Below are 26,561 nucleotides of genomic sequence, written 5' to 3' on the forward strand. Positions count from 1 at the left end.
GGGTGAACCCGCCGTCCCACCGGAGCGAGAGCCCGCCGGGCCTCCTCCGCAAGCACGGCCCGCCGGGCCGTCCCCGCACCCCGGTCGCGGTCCTGCGCGCCGTCCCCTGGCGCCATGACCTGCCGGCCTCGCTGGTGGTGTTCCTGGTCGCCCTCCCGCTCTGCGTCGGGGTGGCCGTCGCCTCCGGCGTCCCGGCCGAACTCGGGCTGGTCACCGGCATCGTCGGCGGCCTGGTGGCCGGCCTGCTGCCCGGCAGCAGCCTCCAGGTCAGCGGGCCCGCCGCCGGGCTGACCGTCCTGGTCGCCGACGCCGTCCAGCGCTTCGGCGTCGGCGCGCTCGGCCTGCTGGTCCTCTGCACCGGCCTCCTCCAGCTGGCGATGGGCGCCCTGCGGCTCGGCCGCTGGTTCCGGGCGATGTCCGCCTCGGTGGTGCACGGCATGCTGGCCGGCATCGGACTGACCCTGGTGTTCGGCCAGCTCTACGCGCTCGCCGACCGCCGCGCCCCCGCCACCGGGCCGGAGAAGCTCGCCGGACTGCCCGACCTGCTGCGCGACGTGCTGACCGCCGACGCCACCCCGAGCGCGGTCGCCCTCGGCCTCGGCACCCTGCTGGTCCTGGTCGGCTGGAAGTACCTGCCGGAGCGCGCCGCCCGCGCCGTCCCCGCCCCGCTGGCCGCCGTCGGCCTGGCCGCCGCCGTCACCGCCGCCGCCGACCTGCCGGTGGCCCGGGTCCGGGTGGCCGGGCTGCTCGACGTGGTGCACCTGCCCGACCGCGACTCGCTGGCCTCCCTGGTCGGCACCGCCGGACTGGGCACCGTCATCGCCTTCACCCTGATCGCCTCCGCCGAGACGCTGTTCAGCGCCGCCGCCGTCGACCGGATGCACCACGGCCCGCGCACCGACTACGACCGCGAGCTCACCGCCCAGGGCGTCGGCAACGCCGTCTGCGGGCTGCTCGGCGCGCTGCCGATGACCGCGGTGATCGTGCGCAGCGCGACCAACGTCCAGGCCGGCGCGCGCACCAAGGCCTCGCGGGTCCTGCACGGCGGCTGGCTGCTGCTGTTCACCGCGCTGCTGCCCGGCGCCCTCGGGCTCGTCCCGCTCACCGCGCTGGCCGCCGTCCTGGTGCACGCCGGTGCCAAGCTGGTGCCGTTGCGCCGGATCGTCGCGCTCTGCCGCGGCCACCTGGGCGAGGCGCTGGTGCTGGTGGTGACGGCGGTCGCGATCATCGCCACCGACCTGTTCGAAGGGGTGCTGATGGGTGTCGGACTGGCGGTGGCCAAGTCGGCCTGGCAGACCTCGCAGCTACAGATCGCGGTGGAGGAGCAGGCACGGCCGACCGGGGAGCCGCTGCACCGGGTGCGGCTGAGCGGCAACGCGACCTTCCTGCGGCTGCCCCGGCTGCTGGACACCCTGGAACGGCTGCCGGGGGACCGGCCGGTGGAGCTGGACTGGTCCGGGCTGCGCCACCTGGACCACGCCTGCACGGTGGCCCTGGTCTCCTGGGCCGACCAGCACCGGGCCCGTTCCACCGCGCCGCTGGCGGTCGAACCGCCGCTGCCCTCGGTGGCCTGACGTTCAGGGCCTGGTTGCGGCCCGGGGTTCGAATCCCGGGCCGTGACCAGTGCCTTTCGACGCGAGGAGCGCAGAACCGTGCTCGCAGCGCTCTCGCCGGACGGGCCGTCAGACCGTCGACGTGGGCCGGGCCGCCGGTTCGGCCGACGCGGCGACGGGCTGCCGGGTGAGCAGGCGGTCCAGGGCGTACGGGCCGGAGCCGAGCGTGGCGATGACCAGGAACGCCCAGCAGTACATCACCGAGAGCTCGCCCCCGTTCTGCAGCGGCAGCAGCGCGTGCTCCTGGTGGACGGTGAAGTAGGCGTAGGCCATCGAGCCGGAGCAGAGCAGGGCGGCCACCCTGGTGCCGGCGCCGAGCAGTACCAGGGCGCCGCCGACCAGCTGGATCAGCGCGGCCCACCAGCCGGGCCACTGGCCGAGCGGGATGGTGCCGCCGCCCTTGGCGCCGCCGAGCACACCGAACAACGAGGCGGCGCCGTGGCAGGCGAAGAGCAGGCCGACGACGATCCGAAACGCCGTCAGCACGACGGGTCTGACGGCGTCGAGGGTCTGGCGGGGGTGGTTGGGCTGCTGTGCGGGCATGCGAAACGCCTCCTGTGGGGGGAGGAGGTGGACGGGAGCGGTAAGGGTAGCCTTGGCCCAGTTCCGTTGGCAATGCTCCGTCAGATATCAGGTCTGGACCAATGAGCGCTCTTTCTTGACCGATCGATCTAGAAAGGGCTACTGTTCCCGGTATGGCGCGAACGAAGGAATTCGACCCGGACGCGGCGCTGCAGGCAGCCCTGGAGCTGTTCTGGGAGCGCGGCTACGAGGCGACCTCGATGGCCGACCTGGTCGAGCGGCTCGGGATCGCCCGGGCCAGCGTCTACGCGACCTTCGGCAGCAAGCGCGAGCTGTACCTGCGCGCGCTGGAGCGCTACTGCGAGCAGAGCGACTCGGCGCGGCTGGACGAGTTGTCCCAGCCGGGTCCGGCGCTGCCGGCGGTACGGGCGCTGGTCCGCCACTACGCGGCGGCGGACGAGCCGGAACGCCGGATCGGCTGTTTCGTCACCAACACCGCGGTGGAGCTGGCTCCGCACGATCCGGCCGCGGCCCGCCGGGTGGAGGCGAGCCTCGACCACCTGGAGACGCTGCTCACCGGCGCCCTGGTGCGTGCCGCCGCCCAGGGCGAACTGCCCGCCGGGCGGGAGCCGCGGGCGCTCGCCCGGATGCTGGTGGTGCTGCTGCAGGGCATCCGGGTGGTGGGCAAGACCGCCGACGGCGGGCCCCGGGCGCGGGACGCCGCCGAGCAGGCGCTGGCGCTGCTGGACTGACGCCCGGTCATCCCGGACCGGTTTCTTCTGTTGTGCTCATTCTGGACCGAACGGTCTATATAGGGGGGAGGGTTTTACATGGCCGTCATCACTACCGGCCGGTACGGCTTCGCGCTGCTCGGCGTCGTCCAGGCGGTGCTGGTCCTCACCATCACGATCCTGACCGTGCCGCTGCCCCTGGTGGCGGGGGAGTTGGGGCTCGGCCCGTCCGCGGTGCTGCTGCTCAGCGCCTCCTACGGCCTCTCCTTCAGCTCCCTCCTGCTGCTCGGCGGGAGGCTGACGGATCGTCACGGCGGGCGCCCGGTGCTCCGCGCGGGCCTGGCGCTGCTCGCCGCCGCCTCGGTCGCCTGCGCCTTCGCGCCCGGCTACCCCGTCCTGCTGGCGAGCCGCTTCGCGCAGGGTGCCGGAGCCGCCCTCACCGCGCCGGCGGCGGTCGCGGTGGTCCGGGTGCTGTACCCCGAACCGGCCGCCTACCGCCGGGCGATGGCCACCTGGGGCGGCCTGTCGGTGCTCGGCGCCACCGTCGGCAGCGTGCTCTCGGGCGCGGTCGCCGCCGCGGTGTCCTGGCGCTGGCTGTTCGCGGTGCCCGTGCTGGTCGCCCTGGCCGGGCTCGCCCGCTCCGCCGCCCTGCCCGCCGCCGCCCCCGCCGGCCACCGCCCCGCACTGGACCTGCGCGGCGCCGCCCTCGCCACCGCCGGTGTCTGCGCGGCCAGTTACGCCCTCGTGGCATCCACCGAACACGGCTGGCACAGCCCCGGAACGTACGGCCCGCTGGCCGCCGGGCTCGCCCTGCTGCTCGGCTTCGCCGCCGCCGAACGCCGCACCGCCGACCCGCTGCTGCCGCCCGGCTTCCTCGCCGACCGGCGCCGCGCCACCGGGCTCGCCGCCGTCATGGCCACCGCCGCTGGCACCGCGCTCACCTTCGTCCTGCTCTCGCTCTACCTCCAGCAGCTGCGCGGCTGGAGCGCCGCGGCCACCTCCGCCGCCTTCCTGCCGTACGCGGCGGTCCTGCTGCTCGCCGGCCGGCTGGCCGGGCCGCTGACCGTCCGGTACGGACCGGTGGCGGTCACCACCGGCGGCCTCGCCGTGGCGGCCGCCGGACTCGGCCTGCTGGCCGGGCTCGCCGTCGGCAGCGGGTACGCCCTCGGACTGCTGCCCGGACTGCTCCTGCTGCCCGCCGGCGCCGCCATGGCCTTCGCCGGCGCGGCGGTGCTCGCCACCGGCGGCGTGCCACCGGAGCGCACCGGGCTGGCCGCGGGAGTGTTCAACACCGCCATGGAACTCGGCCCCACCGCCGGACTGGCCGCCCTGATGGCGCTGGCCGCCACCCGCCCGAGCGTCGTCGGCGGCTACGCCGCGGCCTTCGCGGCGGCCGCCGTCGGGCTGGCGCTCACCGCCGTCGCGGTCGCCGCCCTGCCCCGGACCACCATCCCCACCACAACCGAACGCACCACCCGAATCAAGGAGTTCACCTCATGACCACGCGTTTCGCCGACAAGTCCGTCCTGGTCACCGGTGGTGGCGGCGGCATCGGCCGGGCCATCGCGCTCGCCTTCGCCCGCGAGGGCGCCCGGGTCGCGGTCGCCGGCCGCACCGCCGGCCCGCTCGCCGAGACCGTCGAGCTGATCGAGCAGGCCGGCGGCAAGGCGCTCGCGGTCACCGGCGACGTGACGAACGCCCAGGACGCCGCCCGGCTGGTCAGGGAGACCGTCGAGCACTTCGGCGGCCTGGACGTCGCCGTCAACAACGCCGGGGTGCTCGGCGCCCTCGGACCGGTCGCCGACATCGACGAGGCCGAGTGGCAGCGGATGTTCGACATCAACGTGACCGGCACCCTGCTCGCGATGAAGCACCAGATCGGCCACATGCGGGCCCACGGCGGCGGTGCGATCGTCAACGTCTCGTCCAACATCGGCGCCCACAAGCGGATCGCGGGCGTCGGGGCCTATGCCGCCAGCAAGGCCGCGGTCACCGTGCTGACCCGGGCCGCCGCCCTCGACCACATCGCCGAGGGCGTGCGGATCAACACCGTCAGCCCCGGCGCGGTGGACACCCCGATGTCCTCCCGGCCGGGCGAGGACGCCGCGACCAAGGCCGGGCGGATGAAGGCCGAGGTCCCGGTCGGCCGGGCCGGCGCGACGGAGGAGGTGGCCGCCGCGGTGCTGTACCTGGCCTCGCCGGAGGCGGGCTACACCGTCGGCAGCGACCTCGTCCTGGACGGCGGCTCCTCCGCCTGACCCCCGGCTCCCCGCCGCCGGGCTACTCGCCCGACCACTCCCCGGGCACCGCCCCGTAGAGCGCGTCCAGCGCCTCCGGGGTGCGTGCCCGGGCCGCCGTCCAGGCGTCCCCGGCCACACCGACCAGCACCTCCGGCCCCCGGTACCAGCGGAGGTCGCGGCCCAGCGCGGGCAACTCCTCCAGACCGTCCGGCAGCTCCTCGTCCACTTCGAGGAAGTCGGCCAGCTCGTGGTCCTCCAGCAGCTTCTCCGTCATCGCCATCGCCGCGGCCGCCGTCGAGAAGCGCTCCTCCCAGGGCTCCCACCGTTCCCGCGACCTGTCCGCCAGGTCGAGCCGGCCCACCGTCGGCGGGTCCTCCCGGCCGAGGTCGTCCAGCAGCACGCCCCAGTGCGCGCAGCCCTGGTTCTCCGCCCGGTACACCAGCGCGCCGTCCAGCACGTACAGCTCCGCCGGCGTCAACAGCACGTCCTGACTGCTGGTGAGGTCCGCCCGGCGGCCGAACAGCCGGTACGCCTCCCGCAGCGCCACCGGCAGCCGCAGGCCCAGCCGTCGCTCGGCCGCGTCCAGCTCCGCGTCGGTGAAGCCGTCGCCGGGCCCCAGCGGCTCGCCCCAGTACGCGGCGAAGCCCCTGACGAGCGCCCAGGCACCCGCGCGGGAGCGCACACTTTCGGCCATTGCGGCCCGGATGTCGAATTCCGTTTCGTCCACCGGCGCACCGTACGACACCCCTCCGACAACGCGGTGAACCGCTCAACGGCCGGTCCGCCGCCGGTCCGCCGCCCGTCCGTGCCGGACCGGCCGAATCTGACGCGAACGCGTAATCCCGGCGACACCCGTTGATCACCGTGGGGTTTCCACGCCGTCGTGTGGGCAGGACACGGTTTCGGCCGGAACCGACATCACGAAAGGCGGACGCGCGACAGATGCCGACCGCACCGCACACCGGGCCGCTCCCGGGCCGCCCACGACCGCGACGGGGAGGGCGCTGGGGCGAGCACGGGCTCGCCTGGGCCTTCCTGCTGCCCTCCCTGGTGGTCTTCGTCCTCTTCATCGGCTACCCGCTGGGGCGGACGGTCTACCTGAGCGCACACGCCAACGACCTCTTCGGCGCGCCCTCCCGCTACGTGGGGGCGAAGCACTACACGGACCTCCTCGCCTCGGCCGACTTCGGCCGCACCCTGACCACCACGGCGCTGTTCACGCTGCTCACCGTGGTCCCGGGGGTGCTCGGCGCGCTGGTGCTGGTGCTGCTCCTGGAGAACCGCATCCGCGGCGTGCGGCTGCTGCGCTCGGCGTTCGCACTGCCCTTCGCGTTCTCGGTGGCCAGCGCCTCGGTGGTCTTCGCGGTGTTCTTCAACCCCGCCAGCGGGGTGCTCAACGGCCTGCTCTCGCACGTCGGCCTCGGCCCGGTCGGCTGGCTGACCGACTCCCGGTACGCGCTGGTCTCGGTGGCCGTCACCACGGTGTGGATGAACCTCGGCTACAACGTGCTGGTGCTCTCCGCGGGCATCGGCTCGATCCCGGGGGAGGTACTGGAGGCGGCCCGCATCGACGGCGCGTCCGGCCTGCGGCTGGCCCGCTCGATCACCGTCCCGATGCTCGGCCCGAACCTGTTCTTCCTGACCGTGGTCTCCACCGTCCACGCGCTCCAGAGCTTCGGCCAGATCCACATCCTCACCAAGGGCGGGCCGGACGGCTCCACCCGGACCCTCGTCTACTCCGTCTACGAGAAGGCCTTCGCCTACGGCTCCAGCGACTTCGGCACCGCGAGCGCCCAGGCCGTGGTGCTGCTCGTGGTCGTCCTCGCCTGCACGGCCGTCCAGTTCGGCGTCCTGGAGCGGAAGGTGCACTACGCATGACCACCCTCACCACCGAGGCCGGGACCGAGGCGCAGGCGCCCCGCCCGCGCGCCCGCGCCCTCGCCGGGCGCTCCCCGCGCGACCTGCTCGGCCGCGCCGCCGTCTACCTGGTGCTCGCCGTCGCCGTCGTCACCGTGGCCTTCCCGGTCTACTACGCGGTCGCCGGCGCCTTCATGGGCCCGTCCGAACTCTCCTCCTACCCGCCGGCCCTGGTGCCGCACTCGGTCACCGGACGGAACTTCTCCGGCGCGGTGGAGGCCATCCCGCTGGCCCGCCAGTACGCCAACTCGGCGATCACGGCGACCGCCATCACCCTCGCCCAGCTGTTCACCTCGGTCCTCGCCGCGTACGCCTTCGTCTTCCTGCCGATGAAGGCCCGGGCCGTGGTGTTCGGGGTGTTCCTGGCCACGCTGATGGTCCCGTGGGAGGCCATCATCATCCCCAACTACCTGACGTTGTCCGACTGGGGGCTCGGCAACACCTACTTCGGCCTGGTGCTGCCCTTCCTGGCCTCCGGCTTCGGCACCTTCATGCTGCGCCAGGCCTTCCGCCAGCTGCCCGGCGAACTGCGCGACGCCGCCCGGATCGACGGGGCCGGCCACTGGCGCTTCCTGTGGCGGATCGTCGTCCCGCTGAACAAGCCGGCCCTGGCGGCGCTGTCGGTCTACGTCTTCCTGTCGGCCTGGAACCAGTACTTCTGGCCCCTGATCATCACCCGCACCGCGGACATGCAGACCCTGCAGATCGGGCTGACCTCGCTGCGCGACTCCGAGATGGCCGACCCCGGACTGATCCTGGCCGGTGTCGTGCTCTCCCTGCTGCCCACCCTCGCCCTGGTGGTCTTCGGCCAGCGCTTCATCGTCCGCGGCCTCACCGCGGGCGCGGTCCGCTGACTTCGCGCCGCTGACTTCGCGCCGCTGGTCCCGCCCCGCTGGCGCCGTCCCGTCCACGTCCCCCGCTTTCCCGGATAGAGAGAGAACCCTCGTGAAGAAGAGTGCGCGCGCGCTCGCGGCCCTGCTGGTGGCCGGCCTGTCCCTGACCGCCTGTAGCTCCAGCGGCTCCGGGTCCGGCGCCGGCGGCTCCTCCGACGCCGGCGCGCCCGGCGCCCAGGCGCTCGACCAGGCCTCCGGCGTCACCACCGTCGAGTTCTGGCACTCGATGACCGGCAAGAACGCCGACGTGCTGAACGGGCTGGTCGGCCAGTTCAACGCCGCCCACCAGGGCAGGATCGAGGTCAAGGCGCAGTTCCAGGGCAAGTACGACGAGCTGGTCACCAAGTACAAGGCCGCGGTGCAGCAGAAGGGCACCCCCGTCCTGGCGCAGGTCTACGACATCGGCACCCGGTTCATGATCGACTCCAGGCAGACCGTCCCGGCCCAGGCCTTCGCCGACAAGGACGGCTACGCGCTGGACGACCTGGACGCCAACATCCGCAACTACTACTCGGTCGGCGGCAAGCTCCAGTCGATGCCGTTCAACTCGTCGATGCCGCTGCTCTACCTGAACACCGACGCCTTCAAGGAGGCCGGCCTCGACCCGGCGCAGCCGCCCAGGGACCTCGACGGGCTGGGCGAGCTGGCCAGGAAGCTGACCAGGAAGGACGCCGACGGCAAGACCGTCCGGTACGGCTTCGGCGCCGCCATCTACGGCTGGTTCGTCGAGCAGCTGCTGGCCGAGTCCGGCGCCATGTACTGCGACAACGACAACGGCCGTGGCGACAAGGCCGGCAAGGTCGTCTTCGACTCCGCCCAGGGCGCCCGGATCGTCCAGTGGTGGGCGGACCTGGTCAAGGGCGGCTACGCGGCCAACACCGGCCGTACCACCGACGACGCCCAGGCCGCGTTCAAGGCCGGCACGGTCGCGATGCACCTGGAGTCCACCGGCGTGCTGCGCGGCTACACCGAGGCCGCGAAGTTCGGCGTCGGCACCGCTGCCTTCCCGAAGGTCGCCGCCGGCGACCAGGGCGGGCCGGTGATCGGCGGCGCCTCGCTGTGGATCAGCGGCCCGGGCCACTCGGACGCCGAGAAGCGCGCCGCCTGGGAGTTCGAGAAGTTCGTCTCCGCCCCCGAGCAGCAGGCCGTCTGGCACACCGGCACCGGCTACTTCCCGGTCAACACGAAGTCCCTGGACGACCCCAAGGACAAGGAGTGGGTGGCCAGGTACCCGCAGTTCCAGACCGCGATCGACCAGCTGAAGGCCACCAAGCCGACCCCGGCCACGGCCGGCTGCCTGCTCGGCGTGATGCCGCAGGCCCGCAAGGGCGTGGAGACCGCGATCGAGCAGACCATCGCGGGCACCAAGCCGGCCCAGCAGGCCCTGGCCGACGCGGCGAAGGAGCTCCGGCCGGCGATCGAGAGCTACAACAGCTCGGTCGGCTGAGCCGCGCCGCCGAACGGCCCGATGGCGACGGCCCGCCCCGCGCACCGCGCGCGGGGCGGGCCGTCGCTGCACGTCGGGAGTCGCCGGCCGGCGCGCCCGTACGAGGGTCTGCCCGCGCGGTCACGAGTCCTGGCAGACCGCCGAGTTGCTCGCCCGGGAGACCGGGCGGGACGCCCGGACGGTGCCGGTCCGGCCGGAACCGGTCGCCGGGGCCGCCTTCGACGGCCTCCGGCACAGCCCCCGCTATCCCGCCGGGCCGGTCCTGCGGGTTCGCCCGGGCGGTGTGCTACCGGCCGGACAGGAGCGCCGCCGAGGCCGGCACGGTGGCCTCCGTACGGGAGTCGGCCACCGCCGAATACCTGTGAGGCCGTCCGCGCGCCGGGTCCGCCGACCGGTCCGGCGAAGTACAGCGGGTTGAAACGCACTGCGCCGCAACGGGGTTCATGTACAGGGGCCGAATCGGCCATTCTCGATCCGGCCACCGTACCCCTCCGTGAACGGACCGGTGACGGCTAGGTTGACGGTGACAACGAGAGGCGGCCGCCGGGCGGCCGGCGCCGCCCTGGCGAGAGGTGCCCGACATGCAGGTGAGCGTCGACCGGGACCGTTGCTGTAGCTCCGGCATGTGCGTGATGAACGCCCCCGCGGTCTTCGACCAGGACGACCGGGACAGTCTGGTGAGGCTCCGTCAGAGCGTCCTGCTGCCCGAGCAGTTCGACGACGTCAGACTCGCCTCCGAGCTCTGCCCGGGCCGGGCGATCACCGTCACCGGGGACGAGCCCGCGCGGACCGGGGCCTGACGGACCCCGCCGCCGGCCCCGCAGGCCGCCGGGAACCTTCCCGGGCCCCGAACCCCACGAGAACACCCGCGACGTGAGGAGACCCCCGCCTTGACCACCGCACCCACCACCCCCGTCCTCCCACTGCCGGCCCGGCACTCCGGCGGCTGCCCGTTCGGCCCGCCGCCCGCGTACTCCGAGGCCGCCGCCAACGGGCCGGTGACCAGGGCCGAGCTGCCCGACGGCGACCTCTGCTGGCTGGTCACCGGCTTCGCCGAGGTCCGCACCGTGCTGTCCGACCGCCGGTTCAGTGCCGACATACGCCACCCGTCCTTCCCGCTGCTGGTCGCCGGCGCTCGCGAGCTGATCACCGACGATCCGGACTTCCTGCGGCTCGACGACCCCGAGCACGCCCGCCAGCGCCGGATGATCACCGGGGAATTCCTGGTCAAGCGGGTGGAGGCGCTGCGCCCGGAGATCCAGCGGATCGTGGACGAGGCACTGGACCGGATGACCGCGGGCCGGACCACGGCCGACCTGGTCACCGACTTCGCGCTGCCGGTGCCCTCGCTGGTGATCTGCCTGCTGCTCGGCGTGCCGTACGAGGACCACGACCGCTTCCAGAGCCTGAGCCGCACGATGCTCAGCCGGGAGAGCACCGTGGAGCAGCTCCGGGAGGCCCAGGAGGAGGTCCGGGACTACCTGCGGGACCTGAGGGCCCGCAAGCGCGCACAGCCGGAGGACGATGCCCTCAGCCGACTCGCGGCGCGGGACGACCTGACCCCGGACGAGGTGGCCGGCATGGGCGTGCTGCTGCTGATCGCCGGGCACGAGACGACCGCGAACATGATCTCGCTGTCGACCGCGCTGCTGCTGGAGCACCCCGAGCAGATCCCCGGCCTGGCCGACCCGGCCACCCTGCCGGGCGCGGTGGAGGAGCTGTTGCGGTTGCTGACCATCGTGCACACCGGCCTGCCCCGGGTGGCGCTGGAGGACGTGGAGCTGGGCGGCGTCACCGTCCGGGCCGGGGAGGGCGTGATGGCGATGCTCTCCACCGCCAACCGGGACGAGGCGGTGTTCGGCGGCGCCGGCCGGCGGCCGACGGACGAGCTGGACCTGGCCCGGGACGCCCGGCGGCACCTGGCCTTCGGCTTCGGCGTGCACCAGTGCCTCGGCCAGCCGCTGGCCCGCGCCGAGCTCCGGATCGCCCTGGAGACGCTGTTCCGCCGGCTGCCGGGGCTGCGGCTGACCGGCGAGCGCGAGTTCCGTACCGACTCGTTCATCTACGGCATGCGGTCACTGCCCGTGACCTGGTGAGCGGCCCGGTGGAGAACTCCCACCGGAGTGCCGGGCGGAGCTGTCCGGGCGACCATGCGCGGAGCCGGACGACGGGAGCGGCTGCGGTGACGGTGCCGAGGTGGACGTGTCCGCGCTCGTCGTGTCGGGTTGCGACCGCGCGGGCGTGCTCGAGCTCGTTGACGGCCCGTTCGACTCCAGTACCGGATCGAACCGGGTGCGGTCCGCCCGCTGCCCCGGCGTGACCGACCGGGGACGGCGGGCGGCACCGGCCGTCCGCGCTCAGGTGGACCTTGCCGGTGAACCCGCCCCGCGAGCGGCCAAGGCCCTCGCCTCCACCGCCACCTTCACCAGGCGGGCGACGAGGTGCGGGATCCGGCAGGTGACAGTCACATGATCGGCCGGCCGGCTCCTAGGCGGAGAGCGCCTCGCCGTCCTCGGAGGGCGCGCACGCGGCCGCCAGTTGGTCCAGCGACAGGTCTAGCGCGAAGGCCAGTGCCGCGATGGTGAAGAAGGACGGCGTCGGTGCCCGACCCGTCTCGATCTTCCGCAGCGTCTCCGCCGAGACGCCGGCCACCGCCGCCACCTCGACCATGCTGCGCTCGCCGCGCGCCTCGCGCAGCAGCGCCCCGAAGCGCTCGCCGCGCTCGCGCTCCCACGGGGTCAGCGGAGTCCTCACCATGCCGACGAGTGTAGGGCCTCTTGCCCAGGGGCGTCCCGACCCTGCGACCGTGATACAAATACCGGTATAAGAATTGTTTCCACGGGAGGGTCGCACCATGGTCGAACTCAAGTCGGACGCCGGGCTGGCCGCGATGCGCGAGGCCGGACGGGTGGTGGCGGACGCGCTGGCGGCCGTCCGGGAGCAGGCGGCGGTCGGCGTGAGCCTGCTGGAGCTGGACGAGGTGGCGCGGGGCGTGCTCAAGGCGGCCGGGGCCACCTCGCCGTTCCTCGGCTACCGCCCGGCCTTCGCGCCCGTCCCGTTCCCGGCCGTCATCTGCGCCTCGGTGAACGACGCGGTGGTGCACGGCATCCCGAACGGCTACCGGCTGCGCGACGGCGACCTGGTGAGCATCGACTGCGGCGCCCTCCTGGACGGCTGGGCGGGGGACTCGGCGGTCAGCTTCACCGTCGGCACCGCCCGCCCCGAGGACACCGCCCTGATCGAGACCACCCGGCGCGCCCTGGAGGCGGGCATCGCCGCCGCCGTGGTCGGCAACCGGACCGGGGACATCGCCCACGCCATCGGTGCCGTCGCCCGCTCCGGCCGGTACGGCCTGTTGGACGGCTACGGCGGGCACGGCATCGGCCGCCGGATGCACGAGGACCCGCACGTGCCCAACGAGGGCCGCCCGGGCCGCGGTTACCCGCTGCGCCCCGGCCTGGTGCTGGCGATCGAGCCGATGCTGCTGGCCGGCGGCCGCGACGACCACCGCACCGACCCGGACGGCTGGACCCTGCGCACCGTCGACGGCGCCCGCGCCGCCCACGTCGAGCACACCGTCGCCATCACCGAGGACGGCCCGCGCGTCCTGACCCTGCCCTGATCCCTCCCGACCCTGCCGCGACCGCGCCCCGACCCGGTACGCCGGACGGCCGGGCAGGGCCCGGGCTAGGCTCGGACCATGATCAAAGCTGTCATGTTCGACTTCTCCGGCACCCTCTTCAGGGTCGTGTCCACCGCCGAGTGGCTGACGGCCCACACCGCCGCCGCCGGCCTCGCCCTGCCCGCCGGGGAGGAGGCCGAACTGGTGGCCCGGCTGGAGGAGTTCGGCGCCCTGCCCGGTGGGGTGCCGCCGCGCCGGATCCCGCCGGAGGTCCAGCAGGCCTGGGACACCAGGGACTTGACCCCCGAGCTGCACCGCGCCGCCTACACCGCACTGGCCCGCGCAGCCGAACCGCCCGCCGGCCTCGACGTGGACGCCCTCTACGAGACCCACATCGCGCCCGCGAGCTGGCGCCCGTACCCCGACGCCCTCCCCGTGCTGCGCGAGCTGCGCCGCCGGGGCCTGCCGGTCGCGGTGGTCAGCAACGTCGGTTGGGACCTGCGTCCGATCTTCCGCGCGCACGGCCTGGACGAGCTGGTCGACGTCTACGTGCTGTCCTGCGAGGTGGGTGCCCAGAAGCCCGACCCGGTGATCTTCGAGACCGCCTGCGAGCGACTCGGCCTCGCCCCCGCCGACATCCTGATGGTCGGCGACGACCTCGTCTGCGACGGCGGCGCGACCGCGCTCGGCTGCGGCTTCCACCCCGTCGAGCACCTGCCGGTCGACGAGCGCCCGGACGCCCTCACGGAGCTGCTGGCGGTCCTGCCCGGCTGAGCGGCTCCCGCCGGGTGGCGCGAGGGGTCCGGGAGGCCGTCCGGCCGGGTGACGGAGGACACGCGGTGGGGCCCCGGCGGCGCGGAGTACCGTGCGGGGCATGAGTGATCAGGACTTCGCCACACACATCACCGTCCGGGGGTACGAGACCGACTCCCAGGGCCACCTCAACCAGGCGGTCTACCTCCAGTACGCCGAGCACGCCCGCTGGGAGTACCTCCGGGCGGCCGGGATCCGCCAGGCGGACCTGGTCGCCGAGGGCGTCGGCCCGGTCGTCCTGGAGACCACGGTCAAGTACCTGCGGGAGCTGCGCGCGGGCGACTCGGTGGAGGTGGGCTGCTCGTTCACCTGGCGGGACGGCAAGACCTTCCAGGTGGTGCAGCGGCTGGTCCGCGAGGACGGCGTCCTGGCGGCCGAGATCACCGGCGTCGGCGGCATCCTCGACCTGGCGGAGCGCAGGCTGGTCGCCGACCCGCGCGAGCCGCTGCGCGCCCTGGCCGCCGACCCGGCCCTGCTCGGTCTCTAGAGTCGGCTCCCGCTTTCCCTCATCCCGCGCGGTGGGAGACCGCGACCGAAGCGGTCTCCACCCCGGCCCGGGGGCTTTCCCCACCCCCGACCGGCCCGCTGCCCGGATGGGCCCAAGTTCCGTGCCACAGCAGACTCCTGGGCATGCCGAAGACCACCCGCACCATCACCGCCGCGGCCACCGCGGCCGCCGCCCTCGCCGTCACCGCGCTGACCGCCCTGCCCGCCGGCGCGGCCGACGCCGCGAAGCCGGGAAGCGACCGCCTCGCCTGGACCGCCTGTCCGGACGCCCCGGCCGACAGCCCGCAACGCTGCGCCGAGGTCACCGTCCCACTGGACTACGCCGACCCGAACGGCGCCCGCGTCACCCTCGCCGTCTCCCGGATCACCGCCGCCGACCAACGTCTGCGCCGCGGCGTCCTGCTCGCGGTGCCCGGCGGCCCCGGCGGCTCCAGCCTCGACCTCGTCAAGGGCATGGCCGGGCGCCTGCCTCAGTCCGTCCGCGACCGCTACGACGTGGTGGGCTTCGACCCGCGCGGCGTCGGCCGCTCCACCCCGGTCAGCTGTGAGCTGGACACCGCCGACCTGGCGATGTCCAAGGTCCGTCCCTGGCCGGCCGCCGACGGCTCGATCGACGGCAACCTGGCCACCGCCCGCCGCGTCGCCGAGTCCTGCGCCCGCAACGGCGGCCCGGTGCTGCGCAGCATCTCCACCGCCAACGAGGCCCGCGACATCGACAGCGTCCGCCGCGCCCTCGGCGAGCGCCGGCTGTCCGTCTGGGGCGTCTCGTACGGCACCTACGCGGGCGCCGTCTACACCACCATGTTCCCCGAGCGCACCGACCGGGTCGTGCTGGACAGCAACGACGACCCGGATCCGACCCGGGTCGGGCGCGGCTGGCTGGACAGCTACGGCCAGGGCATCGAGGACCGCTTCCCGGACTTCGCGAAGTGGGCGTCCGCGCCGGACAATCCGGACCGGCTGGCCGACACCCCCGAGGAGGTCCGCCCGCTCTTCCTGGACCTCGCGGCCCGCCTCGACCGGACCCCGCTGCCCTGGGAGGGCGCCAACCCGGCGGAGCTGAACGGCAACGTGCTGCGCGAGACCCTGCTGGAGAGCCTCTACTCGGACGCCAGGTTCCCGGGCCTCGCCCGGCTGGTGCTGGCCGGACTCGGCCGTGCCGCGCTGCCCGCCGCACCGCAGCCGGGCGAGCGGGAGCTGCGAGCGGTGCAGAACACCCTCGCGGTCTCGGTCGGCACCCTGTGCAACGACGTCCGGTGGCCCGCCGATCCGGCCGGCTACGCGAAGGCCGTCACCGCCGACCGCTACGCCCGCCCGCTCACCGCCGGCCTGCCGGTGAACGTGATGCCCTGCGCCTTCTGGCCGTTCGCGCCCGCCGAGCCGCCGGTGCGGGTCACCGACCGCGGCCCGTCCAACGTGCTGCTGACGCAGAACCTGCGCGACCCCGCGACGCCGTACACCGGCGCGCTCAAGCTGCGCGCCGCGTTCGGGGACCGGGCCCGGATGGTGACGGTGGACTCGGGCGGCCACGGCGTCTACCGGGCGACCGGGAACGCCTGCGGCGACGAGGTGGTGACGGACTACCTGGTCACCGGCCGACGCCCGGCCCGCGACGTCCGCTGCCCGGCGGGCTGAGCCGGGACCGGTGCGGCAGGCGGGGCAACGGGCCGTGGACGAACGACCCTTGCCCCGCCGTGCACGCCCGTTCGACCCTCGGGAATGAGTCGAATCCGTCGCGATTTTGTGACAATCCTTCGCCAACACCCGCTCCCTGCGGCCTGTTCGCGGCCGTAATGTTCGATCTATGTCACCGAAGAGCCGCATACCCGCCGCCTCGGACCCGGGCGACACCTGGGTGCCGCGCCCGAGGCGCCGCGAGACCCCGCTGGGCATCCTGGGCCACGCGGCCACCTTCCTCGGCTCCAGCGTGCTGGGCGGCGTCCTGCTGGCGGGCCTGATCCTCCCGGCGGCCGGGGCGGTCGGACTCGGGGTGAAGAACGGCGCCGAGGGCTTCGAGAGCATCCCCGACGACTTCAAGACCCCGCCGCTGAGCCAGGCGACGCAGATCTTCGACGCCAGGGGCGGGCTGATCGCCAAGGTGTACGAGCGCGACCGCACCGTCATACCCGCCGACCAGATGTCCCCGCTGATCCGCACCGCGCAGGTCGACATCGAGGACGCCCGCTTCTACGAGCACGGCGCCGTCGACCTCAAGGGCATCCTGCGGGCGGTCACCAAGAACGCGGAGAGCGGGGCCGCCGTCCAGGGCGCCTCCACCCTGACCCAGCAGTACGTGAAGAACGTCAACGTGGAGAAGGCCGGCGACGACCCGGACGCGGTGCGCGAGGCGCAGCGCAAGACCCTCGGCCGCAAGATCCAGGAACTCCGGTACGCCATCAAGCTGGAGGAGGACCTGACCAAGGAGCAGATCCTCACCAACTACCTGAACATCACCTTCTACGGCCACCAGGCGTACGGCATCCAGGCCGCCTCCCAGCGGTACTTCAGCAAGGACGCCAAGGACCTGAGCCTGCCCGAGGCGGCGATGCTCGCCGGGCTGGTGCAGAACCCGTCCCAGTACGACCCGAAGCTGCACCCGGTGGCCGCCCAGAAGCGCCGCGACACCGTCATCGACAAGATGGTGGAGAACAGGCACATCACCGCGGAGCAGGCCAGGGAGGCGAAGGCCGCGCCGCTCGGCCTCGTCTACAAGGACCCTCGGAACGGCTGCATCACCGCCCAGGCGGGCATGGGCTTCTTCTGCGACTACGTCCGCCACGTGGTCAAGCAGGACCCGGTGTTCGGCAAGAGCTCGGCCGAGCGCAAGAAGCTCTGGGACACCGGCGGCCTGAACATCTACACCACGATGGACCCGGACAAGCAGGCCGCCGCCCAGAACGCCGTCTCCACCAAGGTGTACGTCACCGACCCGGTCTCGGCCGCGATGACGATGGTCGAGCCCGGCAGCGGCAAGATCCTGGCGATGGCGCAGACCCGCCCGTACGGCCTGGCCAAGGAGAAGAACGAGACCGTCGTCAACTACAACGTGGACGCGGCGATGGGCGGTGGCATCGGCTTCCAGCCCGGCTCCAACTTCAAGCCGATCGTGGCCGCCGCCGCCCTGGAGGCCGGCCTGTCGCCGACCCAGCGGTACGACTCGCCCAACCGGATGGACTGGCCGACGATGCGGACCTGCGACGGCACCTGGAAGAACCTCAGCAAGGGCAAGAAGGAGGGGACCATCCCCAACGAGAGCGCCTCCGAGGTCGGCCCGTACGAGCTCAAGCAGGCCATGGCGCTCTCCGTGAACACCTACTTCGTGCAGATGGAGCAGGAGATCGGCCTCTGCGCGGTCAAGCAGATGGCCAACAAGCTGGGCATGGAGGGCAAGGCGGACGGCTCGGCACTGCAGGAGGTGCCGGCGCTCGGCCTCGGCACCCAGGAGGTCAGCCCGCTGACCATGGCCAACGTGTACGCGGCCTTCGCCGCCCGGGGCACCTACTGCGCGCCGCTGGCGATCAACCGGATCACCACGGTGGACGGCGCCGACGTCCCGGTGCCCCAGGCCCGGTGCACCCCGGCGATGTCCGAGAACACCGCGGACGTGATCAACAGCGTGCTGCTCGGGGTGACCGAGAAGGGCGGCACCGCGCGGGACCTCGGCCTGGACGACGGCCGCCAGATCGCCGGCAAGACCGGGACCACGGACGAGAAGAAGTCGGCCTGGTTCACCGGCTACACCGGCAACCTGGCGGGCTCGGTCTGGCTGGGCAGCCCGGGCACCAAGGTGCCGATGCGCAACATCCGGATCGGCGGCAGGTACCAGGCCGAGGTCTTCGGCGCCACCGGCCCCGGGCCGATCTGGCAGCAGGCGATGAGCGACGCGGTCCGGGACATGCCGGAGAAGTCCTTCACCACCGTCCACATCCCGGACCCGCCCCGGCGGGACGCCAACTGCCCCACCCCCGGCGGCTCGCCGGGCCCGGCCACCTGCGCCGGAACCCCCGCCACCGGCGGCCCGGCGAACACCGGCCGGCCGCGCGGCGCCAACCCGGCTCCCGGCCGCACCGGGCCGTCGGTGCCGACCGTGCCGCCCGGCGCCACCGACCCCGAGGACCGGTGAGCCCGAGCACCGGTGAACCCCCGGCCCCGCATGAGTACGGGTACTCATGCGGGGCCGCGGCCGTCCGGCGGACGATGACCGCATGCCGCACAGCGTCCTCGGCGTCCCCGCCGTCCTCTGCCCCTCGATCGGCTACCTGGCCGGCTACCTGGTGATCGGCCTGGCCGCCGCCCACGAGCTGCGCGCCTCGCCGCGCCTCTCGCTGCGGGCCGAACCGCGTGCCGTACCGCGCGGCGAGGCGGGGCCGGCGGGCGCCGTGCGGCAGTGGACGGCGGTGGTGTGGACGATGCCGGGCTTCCTGCACGCGATGACCCTCAACCCGTTCCCGGACGGCACGCCGGCCCGCTTCCTGTCCGCCACCGCCCTGGGCGCGGCCGGCAACGCGGCCCTGCTGGCGCTCGGCGCGCACGCCCTGGGGCTGGGCTGAACCCGGACCGGGCCTGAGGCTCGGGCTAGCGCGCCTCGACCGGCTCGCCGCTGTCCTGGTCGAGGTTGAACACCCGCCGGTAGGAGTCGGTCACCACGGTGATCTGCGAGCGCCCGGTCCAGTTCGCGGTCACCAGCCGGACGTCGCCCGGGCCCCGGCCGATGTCCGCCAGCGACCAGCGCCGGGCCGACCAGCCCGCACCGCTCTCCAGCAGCACCTGCCAGTGCTCGCCCGCGTCCGACCCGGTGGCGTACGAGCGGTGCACCACGATCAGGGCGACCTCGGCCCCGGCCGGGGCGTCCTCCCGGCTGCGGGTCTCGGCCGCCGACACCTTGTGCGCGGCCAGCACGCCGAGCAGGAACACCACCCCGGCGGTCACCGTGACCGTCCGGGTGGCCGTCCGCACGGTGGGGCGCAGGTCGCCCAGCCAGGCGGCCGCGATCAGCGCCGCCAGCGCCCCGCCGAGCAGCGGCTCCGGCCGGTTGAGCAGGTCGGCGACCAGCATCCGCCCGCCCGAGCGGCTCTCCCACTGCCCCTCGGTGTAGAGCAGGACGGCGGCCAGCCCGCCGACCGCCAGCAGCCGGACCAGGACGCGCCTGGTCCGGGACGTCCTCCGCCTCATCGTCGCCCCGCCCCCGTGTCCCGCGTCACCGCTTCCCCCGACCCCGCTTCCCCCGTCGCCGCGGTCACAGCTCGGCGAGCAGCTTGCGGCCCTCCGGCCAGTCGCCCAGTCCGGAGTCGGAGTTGAGGTGCCCGTACGCGCCCGGCTCGACGTACCGGGCGCCCCAGGCGGCGGCGAACGCGCGGGCCCGCTCGGTGGAGACCCACGGGTCGTCGGTCGAGGAGACCACGACGGCCGGGAACGGGAGCCGCTCCAGTGTCACCGGGCGGAAGCCGACCAGCTCGGGGACCTCGGCGGTGTCGACGTCCGCCGGGGCCACCAGCAGCGCGCCCCGGACGGCGGCGGTCCGCTCGGCGGACGCGGTGGCCGCCCAGTGGGCCGCCGTGACGCAGCCCAGGCTGTGGGCGACCAGCACCACCGGGCCCTCGGCGGCGGCCGCGGCCACCGCCGCGTCCACCCGGGCCACCCAGTCCGCCCGCTCCGGGTGGTCCCAGTCCGCCTGCTGGACCCGGCGGAAGGACTCCGGCTCGGCCTCCTCCCAGCGGGTCTGCCAGTGCGCGGGGCCGGAGTTCTGGTAGCCGGCGAGGACGAGGTAGGTGGTGCGGGCGGGCATGGGCTCCTCCGGAGCAGGGCGTTCACGGGCAGCAGGAGTCTAGGCCGAGGGCCGCCGGCCCCCGCAGCCGGGCGGCCGACCGGCGCGCACTCCCCGCCACCGGCGCGCGAAGATCTGTATGCGCCGCTGCGCGCCCGGTGCGCCCCGTTGCCAGCGGTGTCGCCGGTACGGGAGGTTGGACCGGGCCCCGGCCGGTCGCCACCGCCCGTCGCCCCGTACCCGACCTGAGGCTCGACCACGTGGAGGGATGTCGGCGATGACATCGAAGATCCTGCTCGTCACCGGGGACGCCGCCGAGTCACTGGAGGTGTTCTACCCCTACCAGCGGCTGCGCGAGGAGGGCTACCAGGTCGACATCGCGGCCCCGACCAGGAAGCGCCTCCAGTTCGTGGTGCACGACTTCGTCGAGGGCTTCGACACGTACACCGAGAAGCCCGGCTACACCTGGCCCGCCGACCTGGCCTTCGCCGAGGTCGACCCGGCCGACTACGTGGCCCTGGTCATCCCCGGCGGCCGCGCCCCCGAGTACCTGCGCAACGATCCGGACGTGCAGCGGATCGCCCAGCACTTCTTCGCCGGGGACAAGCCCGTCGCCCAGATCTGCCACGGCCCGCTGATCACCGCCGCCGCCGGGGTCCTGGACGGCCGCCGCAGCTCCGCCTACCCGGCGCTGGCCCCGGACATCAGGGCGGCCGGCGCAGAGTTCGTGGACGGCGCGGCGGTGGTGGACGGCCTGGTCGTCTCGGCCCGCGCCTGGCCCGACCACCCGGCCTGGCTGCGGGCCTTCATCGAGGTCCTGCGCAAGCACGCCCCGGTCACCTGACGCACACCCCGCCGCTGGTCGCGGGGCCGTACCCCGAGCCGTCCCGGGGTCCGGCTCCCGCGTTCGTTCGGGGTTCGCTCGGGGTCCGCTCCGGGTCCGTTCCGGGTCGGGCGCCGACCAGCGGCCGACGACCGCCGCCCGGATCCCTGACACGGTGTCAAAGCCCGGGGACCGTACCCCGGTCGACCGTCGCCACGCCCAGACCAGGGAGACCGGCATGACCGACGCCCCGACCACTCCGACCACCCGGCGCCGCCGACCGGCCCTGCGCACCGCCGTCGCGGCCGCCGTCGGCGCGGGCCTGCTCGTCGCGCTCGCCCCAGCCGCCGAGGCCCGGCCCGCCGCCGGCCCGGGCACCGCCGGCTGCGGCGGCCCGCACGGCGGCCGCGCCACCGGCGCCGCCACCCGGGCCGGCGCCGTCGCCACCCCCGAGCGCCGCGCCGACTGGGAGGCCGCCGACGCCGCCCTCGCCGGGATGACCGACCCCGGCTACTCGACCTCCGCCCTCGCCGCCGTCCGCGAGGACGGCCGGCTGGTCTGGCGCAACGCCACCGGCGTCGCCGAACTCGACGGCCCGCCGGCCGACCCCCGGGGCTCCTTCCGGATCGGCAGCGTCACCAAGCCCTTCGTCGCCACCACGCTGCTCCAACTGGTCGGCGAAGGACGGCTGGACCTCGACGACCGCCTGGAGTGCCTGCTGCCGGGCATCGTCCCGAACAGCACCGGGATCACCGTCCGGCAGCTGCTCAACCACACCAGCGGCGTCGCCGACTACACCCAGGACCAGGCCTTCGACTTCCGGCGCCCGGAGTGGCTGGCCGGGGGCCGCTTCACGCACTACGGCCTCCGGGACCTGGTGGACATCGCCAAGCGCTACCCGCCCGCCTTCCCGCCCGGCCAGGACTGGCAGTACTCCAACACCAACTACATCCTGATCGGGATGATCATCGAGAAGCTCACCGGCCGCGGCTGGAACGAGGAGGTGACCCGCCGGATCATCCGTCCGCTCGGCCTCACCGGGACCTGGATGCCCGGCGACTCGCCCTTCCTCCCCGGCCCGCACGCCCACGGCTACTACAAGGCCGACACCGGCCCGGTCGACGTCACCCTGTTCAACCCCTCGATGGCCGGCCCGTCCGGCGCCGGGATCTCCACCACCGCCGACCTCACCGCCTTCCTCCACGCCCTGCTCGGCGGCCGCCTGCTGCGCCCGGCCGAACTCGCCGCCATGCGGCAGACCACCGAGCACGGCGAGGGCCGGACCTACGGCCTCGGGCTACAGCGCCTGGACACGCCCTGCGGCTCCTTCTGGGGCCACGCGGGCGGCATCCCCGGCTACGGCACCCTGCTGCTCGGCTCGGCGGACGGCAGGCGCGAGTTCGCCGGGAACGCCACCGTCTACGACGCCCCGGACGAGCCGGCCAACGCCGCCTGGCACAAGGTGTTCACCACCGCCCTGTGCGGGCCCCGGCCCGGAGCCGCCGGAACCGACCTCGCCCGCATGGCGCCGTGACCGACCCCCTACGCTGACCGGCGACCCAGGGCGTGTCCGGCGACCGGCGCCGCGCACCCGGCGGGAATCGTCGGACACGCCCCACCGGCCACCGTCACCAGGAGGACGAGACATGGCAGAGCCGCTGATCGCCGCCGTCGCGGGCAGGACACCCGCCGTCGACCCGGGCGCCTTCGTGGCGCCGAACGCCGTCGTGGTCGGGGACGTCACCGTCGCCGCCGGCGCGAGCATCTGGTACGGCGCGGTGCTGCGCGGCGACGCCGAGTCGATCAGCGTCGGCGCGGGCAGCAACATCCAGGACAACTGCACCCTGCACGCCGACCCCGGCTTCCCGCTGGTGGTCGGCGAACGGATCTCGGTCGGCCACAACGCCGTGCTGCACGGCTGCACCGTCGAGGACGACGTGCTGGTGGGCATGAACGCCACCGTGCTCAACGGCGCCCGGATCGGCACCGGCTCGCTGGTCGCGGCCGGCGCGGTGGTGCCGCAGGGCATGGTCGTCCCGCCCGGCTCGCTGGTCGCCGGCGTCCCGGCCAAGGTCCGCCGCGAGCTGACCGAGGACGAGAGGTCGGGCATCAAGGCCAACGGCGCCGGCTACCAACTGCTCGCCGAGGCCCACCGGGAGGTCTAGGAGCTTTCTAAGGCGTGTCTGACAATTCGCGTCGGATCAGGGCGCGGCGTTGGGGTGCGTGCATCGCAAGGCGGAGGAGGGAGCCACTGCGGAGCATTGGTGACCGACGACAACGCGGCGAGGTGCGTGCCCCGGCGTCGCGCACCCGGCGGGAATTGTCAGACGCGCCTTAGGCCGTGGCGATCGCGGCCGCCGCCGGTTCCGCCGCCGCGGGTTCCCCGGCCGCGGGGGCGGACCGCCGGCGGTCGTCCACCCAGGCGAGCACCGCGATCAGCGTCCCCACGACGGCCAGGCCCGCGCCGACCAGCGTCGGCGAGGTCCAGCCGAACCCGGCGGCCAGTGCCAGCCCGCCGAAGTACGCGCCCTGGGCGTTGGCCAGGTTGAAGGCGCCCTGGACCGTCGCCGAGGCGAGGGTCGGCGCGCTGCGTGCCTTCTGCATCACCAGGGTCTGCACGGCCGGCACGATCGCGAAGCCGAACAGTCCGATCAGCACCACCGTGACGGCCGCCGACCAGCGGGCGTGCGCGGTCACCGAGAACAGCGCCAGGGTGGCGGCGAGCAGCACGAAGGCCGCGCAGACGGTGGGGCGCAGCGCCCGGTCGGCGGCGAACCCGCCCAGCACGTTGCCGATCGTCATGCCGACCCCGAACAGGGCCAGCACCAGGGTCACCGAGCCCGTGGCGTACCCGGAGACCTCGGTGAGCAGCGGCGCGATGTAGCTGTAGCAGGCGAAGAAGCCGCCGCAGCCGAACACCACGGTGGCCAGCGCCAGCCAGAGCTGCCCGCTGCGCAGGGCCCGAAGCTCGTGCCGCAGGCCGGACTGGCCGGGGGAGGGGAGCGCGGGAACCAGCCGGGCGATGGCGGCCGTCCCGGCGGCGGCGATCAGCACCACCACCAGCATGGTCGCCCGCCAGCCCAGGTGCTGGCCGAGCAGGGTCGCGGCCGGGACGCCGACGATGTTGGCGACGGTCAGTCCGGAGAACATCACGGCCACCGCCCGGGCCCGCCGGTCCGGCGCGACCAGCTCGGCCGCCGCCACCGCGCCGGCCCCGAAGAAGGCGCCGTGCGGCAGCCCGGTGATCAGTCGGGCGGCGGCCAGCGTCCAGAACTCCGGGGCCAGCGCGCACAGCAGGTTGCCGGTGGCGAACAGCCCGGCCAGCGCCACCAGCACCGCCTTGCGCGGCCGCCCGGCGGCCAGCGCGGTCAGCAGCGGCGCACCGACGACCACTCCCAGCGCGTACGCCGAGATCAGCCAGCCGGCCCGGGGGATGGAGACGTGGAGACTGTCGGCGACCTGGGGGAGCAGCCCCATGGCGGCGAATTCGGTGGTTCCGATGGCGAACGCGGTGACGGCCAGCGCGAGCAGCGCGAGAGGCAAGGGGTGACTCCGGAGTGACGCCGACGGACCGGGGGGAGCGCGCGGCGGGGATGAAGGCGGAACGGATTCGTTCGTCCGGCATCCTAATCCGGTCGGATGGCGCCGCCGTGAGGTGCGGGTGACGGGAGGGGGTCGCCGACACGGCTCCCGCGCGAGAGACTGGGAGCATGTGCCGCAACATCAAGACGCTGCGACCCCCCGTCACGCCCGACGCCGACGAGGGGGACTTCCACGCCGCCGCGCTCCAGTACGTCCGCAAGGTCTCCGGGTTCCGCGCCCCCGCGGCGCACAACCGGGAGGCCTTCGACCGGGCGGTGGAAGCGGTGGCGGAGGCCACCGCCCGGCTGCTGGCCGAGCTGGAGGTCCGCGGCTCGCACACCCGGGCCGCCGAGCCCGCCGAGGCCGTCGGGTAGGCAGGAGCAGGTGTGATGGACCCCGCCGAGCGTTACGCCCTCACCTTCCCCGGCACCCCGGGCACCCAGGCCCCGCAGGACGTCGTGGTGGTCACCCGCACCGACGCCAGCGGCCCGGGCGGCCACCCGGTGTACGAGGACGAGAGCGGGATCGTCCGGGCCGAGATCAGCGACGCCGGCGAGGTCCGGATGCTCGCCAGCGGCGGCCACCAGAGCCCGCACGTGCCGGTGCACGCCCAACCGCTGCCCTGACGGCCGGCCGCTGCCCTGACCGCCGGCGCGCCGACCGTCGGCGGCCTACCGCCGGCCCGTGCCGGGAAGCACGGGCGCGGTCGCTCTCGGTCAGGCACAATCGCCGTATGACCACAGCGAGTTGGCAGGGCGTCGTCATCGCCGAGAGCGACGACACGGTCGTCGTCGAGGGCAACCACTACTTCCCGGCCGAGGCGGTGCGCAGCGAGTACCTGCGCCCCTCGGAGACCACCACGGTGTGCGGGTGGAAGGGCACCGCCGACTACTACACCCTGGAGGTGGACGGGCGGACCAACCCGGACGCCGCCTGGTTCTACACCGACCCGAAGCCCGAGGCCGAGCACGTGCGCGGCCGGGTGGCCTTCTGGCGGGGAGTGGAGGTCGTCGAGTAGGCGGCCCCGGGCCGTACGTCGTCGCGAAAGGGGTACCGGATTCCCATGGCAGTCTTCCGCAGGCCGGGCCACTCCCGGCCATCCGCCGAGCCCGATCCGACGGCGCCCGATCCGGCGGTGCCGCTCCTGACCGAGCGGCTCGCCGAACTGGTCGAGGAGTCCGAGCGGCCCGTCGGCAGGGGCCCGGCCGCCGAGTACGCGACGAAGCAGCGCGGCCGCGGCCGCGCCGTGGTGCTGCACGGCGCCCGGCTGCTCGGCCACGGCGGCCGGGCCGCCGCCAGGGGAGCGGCCAAGGGCGCCGCGTACGGCGGCAAGGCCCTGACCGAACAGCTGGTGCGGTCCGCGCCGCGGATCCCGGTGCGCGACCTCGCCACCCTGCGGGCGCAGCACCCGGACGCGGCCTTCCCGGAGCAGCTGGCCGACGTGCTGGTCACCGGCGCCGTCCGGGCCTCCAGCGCGCTCGGCGCGGGCGTCGGCGCGGCGGCGATGCTGCCGGTCCCGCCCGCGATGCCGATGGAGATCGCGGCCGAGACGCTCGCGGTGGCGGCCGTGGAGATCAAGCTGATCGCCGAGCTGCACGAGGTGTACGGAATCCCGGCGCAGGGCACCGCCACCCAGCGGGCCGGCGCCTACCTCGGCGCCTGGGCCAACCGCCGCGGGATCGACGCCGGCCTGCTGGTCCGGCCGGCCGGCTTCGCCGCGCTGGCGATCAGCTCGGAGGTGCGCCAGCAGGTCCGCCGCCGGCTGACCCGCAGCTCGCTGCGCCACCTGCCGGCGGTGACCCCGCTGCTGGTCGGCGCAGGCATCGGCGCCACCATGAACCGCCGCGACACCCGCCGGCTGGCCGACGAGGTGCGGGAGGACCTGCGCGTGCGCCGCCCGGCGGACGGCGCCTACTGGGCGGCGGCCGCACCCGCCCCGAAGGGCGGCACGGCTCCGTAGCGGTGGGAGAACGGCAGTACGGCGCGCCCGGGACCGGTCACCGGTCCCGAGTGTGTCGTCCTTTTCCCGGAGTTCCCGCTGCCCCGGCGGCGCCGAGGAAAGCGCGCCCCCGCCCGACCTGACCCCG

Annotated in this window: 28 protein-coding genes; 22 read left to right on the forward strand and 6 right to left on the reverse strand. The window is 74.3% G+C overall.

Annotation, left to right across the window (positions count from 1 at the left end):
• Positions 1-92 precede the first annotated feature (92 nt).
• Positions 93-1,574, forward strand: a complete 1,482-nt coding sequence (locus tag ACZ7RU_RS10220; RefSeq protein ID WP_470340591.1) for a SulP family inorganic anion transporter — start codon at positions 93-95, stop codon at positions 1,572-1,574.
• A 108-nt stretch (positions 1,575-1,682) separates the two neighbouring features.
• On the opposite strand, the gene ACZ7RU_RS10225 is transcribed toward ACZ7RU_RS10220, so the two are convergent.
• On the reverse strand, positions 1,683-2,156 hold the full coding sequence (locus ACZ7RU_RS10225) for a DoxX family protein (RefSeq protein ID WP_470340430.1): 474 nt from the start codon (positions 2,154-2,156) through the stop codon (positions 1,683-1,685).
• Between the two features lie 152 nt (positions 2,157-2,308).
• Here ACZ7RU_RS10225 and ACZ7RU_RS10230 point away from each other — a divergent pair, with 152 nt between their 5' ends.
• From ACZ7RU_RS10230 to ACZ7RU_RS10240, 3 genes are all read left to right on the forward strand, one after another.
• Positions 2,309-2,887 (forward strand): TetR/AcrR family transcriptional regulator, encoded by a 579-nt coding sequence (locus tag ACZ7RU_RS10230; protein WP_470340431.1) that lies wholly within the window; start codon positions 2,309-2,311, stop codon positions 2,885-2,887.
• 78 nt (positions 2,888-2,965) lie between these two features.
• Entirely contained in the window at positions 2,966-4,366 is a 1,401-nt protein-coding gene (locus ACZ7RU_RS10235) for an MFS transporter (RefSeq protein WP_470340432.1), read from the forward strand.
• Entirely contained in the window at positions 4,363-5,124 is a 762-nt protein-coding gene (locus tag ACZ7RU_RS10240) for an SDR family NAD(P)-dependent oxidoreductase (RefSeq protein WP_470340433.1), read from the forward strand. The genes ACZ7RU_RS10235 and ACZ7RU_RS10240 overlap by 4 nt, the downstream gene beginning before the upstream one ends.
• A gap of 22 nt (positions 5,125-5,146) precedes the next feature.
• On the opposite strand, the gene ACZ7RU_RS10245 is transcribed toward ACZ7RU_RS10240, so the two are convergent.
• Positions 5,147-5,833 carry an SMI1/KNR4 family protein gene (locus tag ACZ7RU_RS10245; RefSeq protein ID WP_470340434.1) on the reverse strand — a complete coding sequence of 229 codons (687 nt, stop codon included), beginning with the start codon at positions 5,831-5,833 and terminating at the stop codon, positions 5,147-5,149.
• Positions 5,834-6,048: 215 nt separating this feature from the next.
• Here ACZ7RU_RS10245 and ACZ7RU_RS10250 point away from each other — a divergent pair, with 215 nt between their 5' ends.
• The 5 genes from ACZ7RU_RS10250 (at position 6,049) to ACZ7RU_RS10270 (ending at position 11,459) form a co-directional block, all read left to right on the forward strand.
• Complete coding sequence (locus ACZ7RU_RS10250; RefSeq protein WP_470340435.1) at positions 6,049-6,984, forward strand: carbohydrate ABC transporter permease; 936 nt, start codon at positions 6,049-6,051, stop codon at positions 6,982-6,984.
• The gene (locus tag ACZ7RU_RS10255; protein ID WP_470340436.1) at positions 6,981-7,877 is read left to right on the forward strand and encodes a carbohydrate ABC transporter permease; all 897 of its coding nucleotides are present in this window, start codon (positions 6,981-6,983) and stop codon (positions 7,875-7,877) included. Before ACZ7RU_RS10250 ends, ACZ7RU_RS10255 begins: the two co-directional genes overlap by 4 nt.
• A gap of 91 nt (positions 7,878-7,968) precedes the next feature.
• The gene (locus ACZ7RU_RS10260; protein WP_470340437.1) at positions 7,969-9,363 is read left to right on the forward strand and encodes an ABC transporter substrate-binding protein; all 1,395 of its coding nucleotides are present in this window, start codon (positions 7,969-7,971) and stop codon (positions 9,361-9,363) included.
• A gap of 581 nt (positions 9,364-9,944) precedes the next feature.
• Entirely contained in the window at positions 9,945-10,163 is a 219-nt protein-coding gene (locus tag ACZ7RU_RS10265) for a ferredoxin (protein WP_470340438.1), read from the forward strand.
• A gap of 90 nt (positions 10,164-10,253) precedes the next feature.
• Positions 10,254-11,459 (forward strand): cytochrome P450, encoded by a 1,206-nt coding sequence (locus ACZ7RU_RS10270; RefSeq protein ID WP_470340439.1) that lies wholly within the window; start codon positions 10,254-10,256, stop codon positions 11,457-11,459.
• Positions 11,460-11,850: 391 nt separating this feature from the next.
• Here ACZ7RU_RS10270 and ACZ7RU_RS10275 read toward each other — a convergent pair whose 3' ends face one another.
• Complete coding sequence (locus tag ACZ7RU_RS10275) at positions 11,851-12,120, reverse strand: helix-turn-helix domain-containing protein (RefSeq protein ID WP_470340440.1); 270 nt, start codon at positions 12,118-12,120, stop codon at positions 11,851-11,853.
• 97 nt (positions 12,121-12,217) lie between these two features.
• Between ACZ7RU_RS10275 and map the strand changes: the two genes are divergently transcribed.
• The 6 genes from map to ACZ7RU_RS10305 all read left to right on the forward strand — a co-directional run bounded on the left by map (position 12,218) and on the right by ACZ7RU_RS10305 (position 18,855).
• Entirely contained in the window at positions 12,218-12,985 is a 768-nt protein-coding gene (gene map, locus ACZ7RU_RS10280; protein WP_470340441.1) for a type I methionyl aminopeptidase, read from the forward strand.
• A 78-nt stretch (positions 12,986-13,063) separates the two neighbouring features.
• A complete protein-coding gene (locus tag ACZ7RU_RS10285; protein WP_470340442.1) occupies positions 13,064-13,759 on the forward strand; it encodes an HAD family hydrolase in 696 nt (231 codons plus the stop codon).
• Between the two features lie 100 nt (positions 13,760-13,859).
• Positions 13,860-14,285 (forward strand): acyl-CoA thioesterase, encoded by a 426-nt coding sequence (locus tag ACZ7RU_RS10290; RefSeq protein WP_470340443.1) that lies wholly within the window; start codon positions 13,860-13,862, stop codon positions 14,283-14,285.
• A gap of 143 nt (positions 14,286-14,428) precedes the next feature.
• The gene (locus ACZ7RU_RS10295; RefSeq protein ID WP_470340444.1) at positions 14,429-15,940 is read left to right on the forward strand and encodes an alpha/beta hydrolase; all 1,512 of its coding nucleotides are present in this window, start codon (positions 14,429-14,431) and stop codon (positions 15,938-15,940) included.
• Positions 15,941-16,109: 169 nt separating this feature from the next.
• On the forward strand, positions 16,110-18,428 hold the full coding sequence (locus tag ACZ7RU_RS10300; protein WP_470340445.1) for a transglycosylase domain-containing protein: 2,319 nt from the start codon (positions 16,110-16,112) through the stop codon (positions 18,426-18,428).
• Between the two features lie 82 nt (positions 18,429-18,510).
• Positions 18,511-18,855 (forward strand): hypothetical protein, encoded by a 345-nt coding sequence (locus ACZ7RU_RS10305; RefSeq protein ID WP_470340446.1) that lies wholly within the window; start codon positions 18,511-18,513, stop codon positions 18,853-18,855.
• 25 nt (positions 18,856-18,880) lie between these two features.
• On the opposite strand, the gene ACZ7RU_RS10310 is transcribed toward ACZ7RU_RS10305, so the two are convergent.
• Both ACZ7RU_RS10310 and ACZ7RU_RS10315 read right to left on the reverse strand, forming a co-directional pair.
• Entirely contained in the window at positions 18,881-19,477 is a 597-nt protein-coding gene (locus ACZ7RU_RS10310; protein ID WP_470340447.1) for a hypothetical protein, read from the reverse strand.
• A 64-nt stretch (positions 19,478-19,541) separates the two neighbouring features.
• Positions 19,542-20,090, reverse strand: a complete 549-nt coding sequence (locus ACZ7RU_RS10315) for an RBBP9/YdeN family alpha/beta hydrolase (protein ID WP_470340448.1) — start codon at positions 20,088-20,090, stop codon at positions 19,542-19,544.
• A gap of 256 nt (positions 20,091-20,346) precedes the next feature.
• Between ACZ7RU_RS10315 and ACZ7RU_RS10320 the strand changes: the two genes are divergently transcribed.
• From ACZ7RU_RS10320 to ACZ7RU_RS10330, 3 genes are all read left to right on the forward strand, one after another.
• Complete coding sequence (locus ACZ7RU_RS10320) at positions 20,347-20,913, forward strand: DJ-1/PfpI family protein (RefSeq protein ID WP_470340449.1); 567 nt, start codon at positions 20,347-20,349, stop codon at positions 20,911-20,913.
• Positions 20,914-21,130: 217 nt separating this feature from the next.
• Positions 21,131-22,426 (forward strand): serine hydrolase domain-containing protein, encoded by a 1,296-nt coding sequence (locus tag ACZ7RU_RS10325; protein ID WP_470340450.1) that lies wholly within the window; start codon positions 21,131-21,133, stop codon positions 22,424-22,426.
• Positions 22,427-22,538: 112 nt separating this feature from the next.
• Positions 22,539-23,057 carry a gamma carbonic anhydrase family protein gene (locus tag ACZ7RU_RS10330; protein ID WP_470340451.1) on the forward strand — a complete coding sequence of 173 codons (519 nt, stop codon included), beginning with the start codon at positions 22,539-22,541 and terminating at the stop codon, positions 23,055-23,057.
• 169 nt (positions 23,058-23,226) lie between these two features.
• On the opposite strand, the gene ACZ7RU_RS10335 is transcribed toward ACZ7RU_RS10330, so the two are convergent.
• Positions 23,227-24,435 (reverse strand): MFS transporter, encoded by a 1,209-nt coding sequence (locus tag ACZ7RU_RS10335; RefSeq protein ID WP_470340452.1) that lies wholly within the window; start codon positions 24,433-24,435, stop codon positions 23,227-23,229.
• A gap of 167 nt (positions 24,436-24,602) precedes the next feature.
• Between ACZ7RU_RS10335 and ACZ7RU_RS10340 the strand changes: the two genes are divergently transcribed.
• From ACZ7RU_RS10340 to ACZ7RU_RS10355, 4 genes are all read left to right on the forward strand, one after another.
• On the forward strand, positions 24,603-24,848 hold the full coding sequence (locus ACZ7RU_RS10340; RefSeq protein ID WP_470340453.1) for a DUF2277 domain-containing protein: 246 nt from the start codon (positions 24,603-24,605) through the stop codon (positions 24,846-24,848).
• A gap of 15 nt (positions 24,849-24,863) precedes the next feature.
• Positions 24,864-25,100, forward strand: a complete 237-nt coding sequence (locus tag ACZ7RU_RS10345) for a DUF6296 family protein (protein WP_470340454.1) — start codon at positions 24,864-24,866, stop codon at positions 25,098-25,100.
• Between the two features lie 107 nt (positions 25,101-25,207).
• Entirely contained in the window at positions 25,208-25,492 is a 285-nt protein-coding gene (locus tag ACZ7RU_RS10350) for a DUF427 domain-containing protein (protein ID WP_470340455.1), read from the forward strand.
• A 45-nt stretch (positions 25,493-25,537) separates the two neighbouring features.
• Complete coding sequence (locus tag ACZ7RU_RS10355) at positions 25,538-26,434, forward strand: hypothetical protein (RefSeq protein ID WP_470340456.1); 897 nt, start codon at positions 25,538-25,540, stop codon at positions 26,432-26,434.
• Positions 26,435-26,561: the final 127 nt, after the last annotated feature.

This window comes from Kitasatospora sp. NPDC114501, assembly GCF_055633695.1.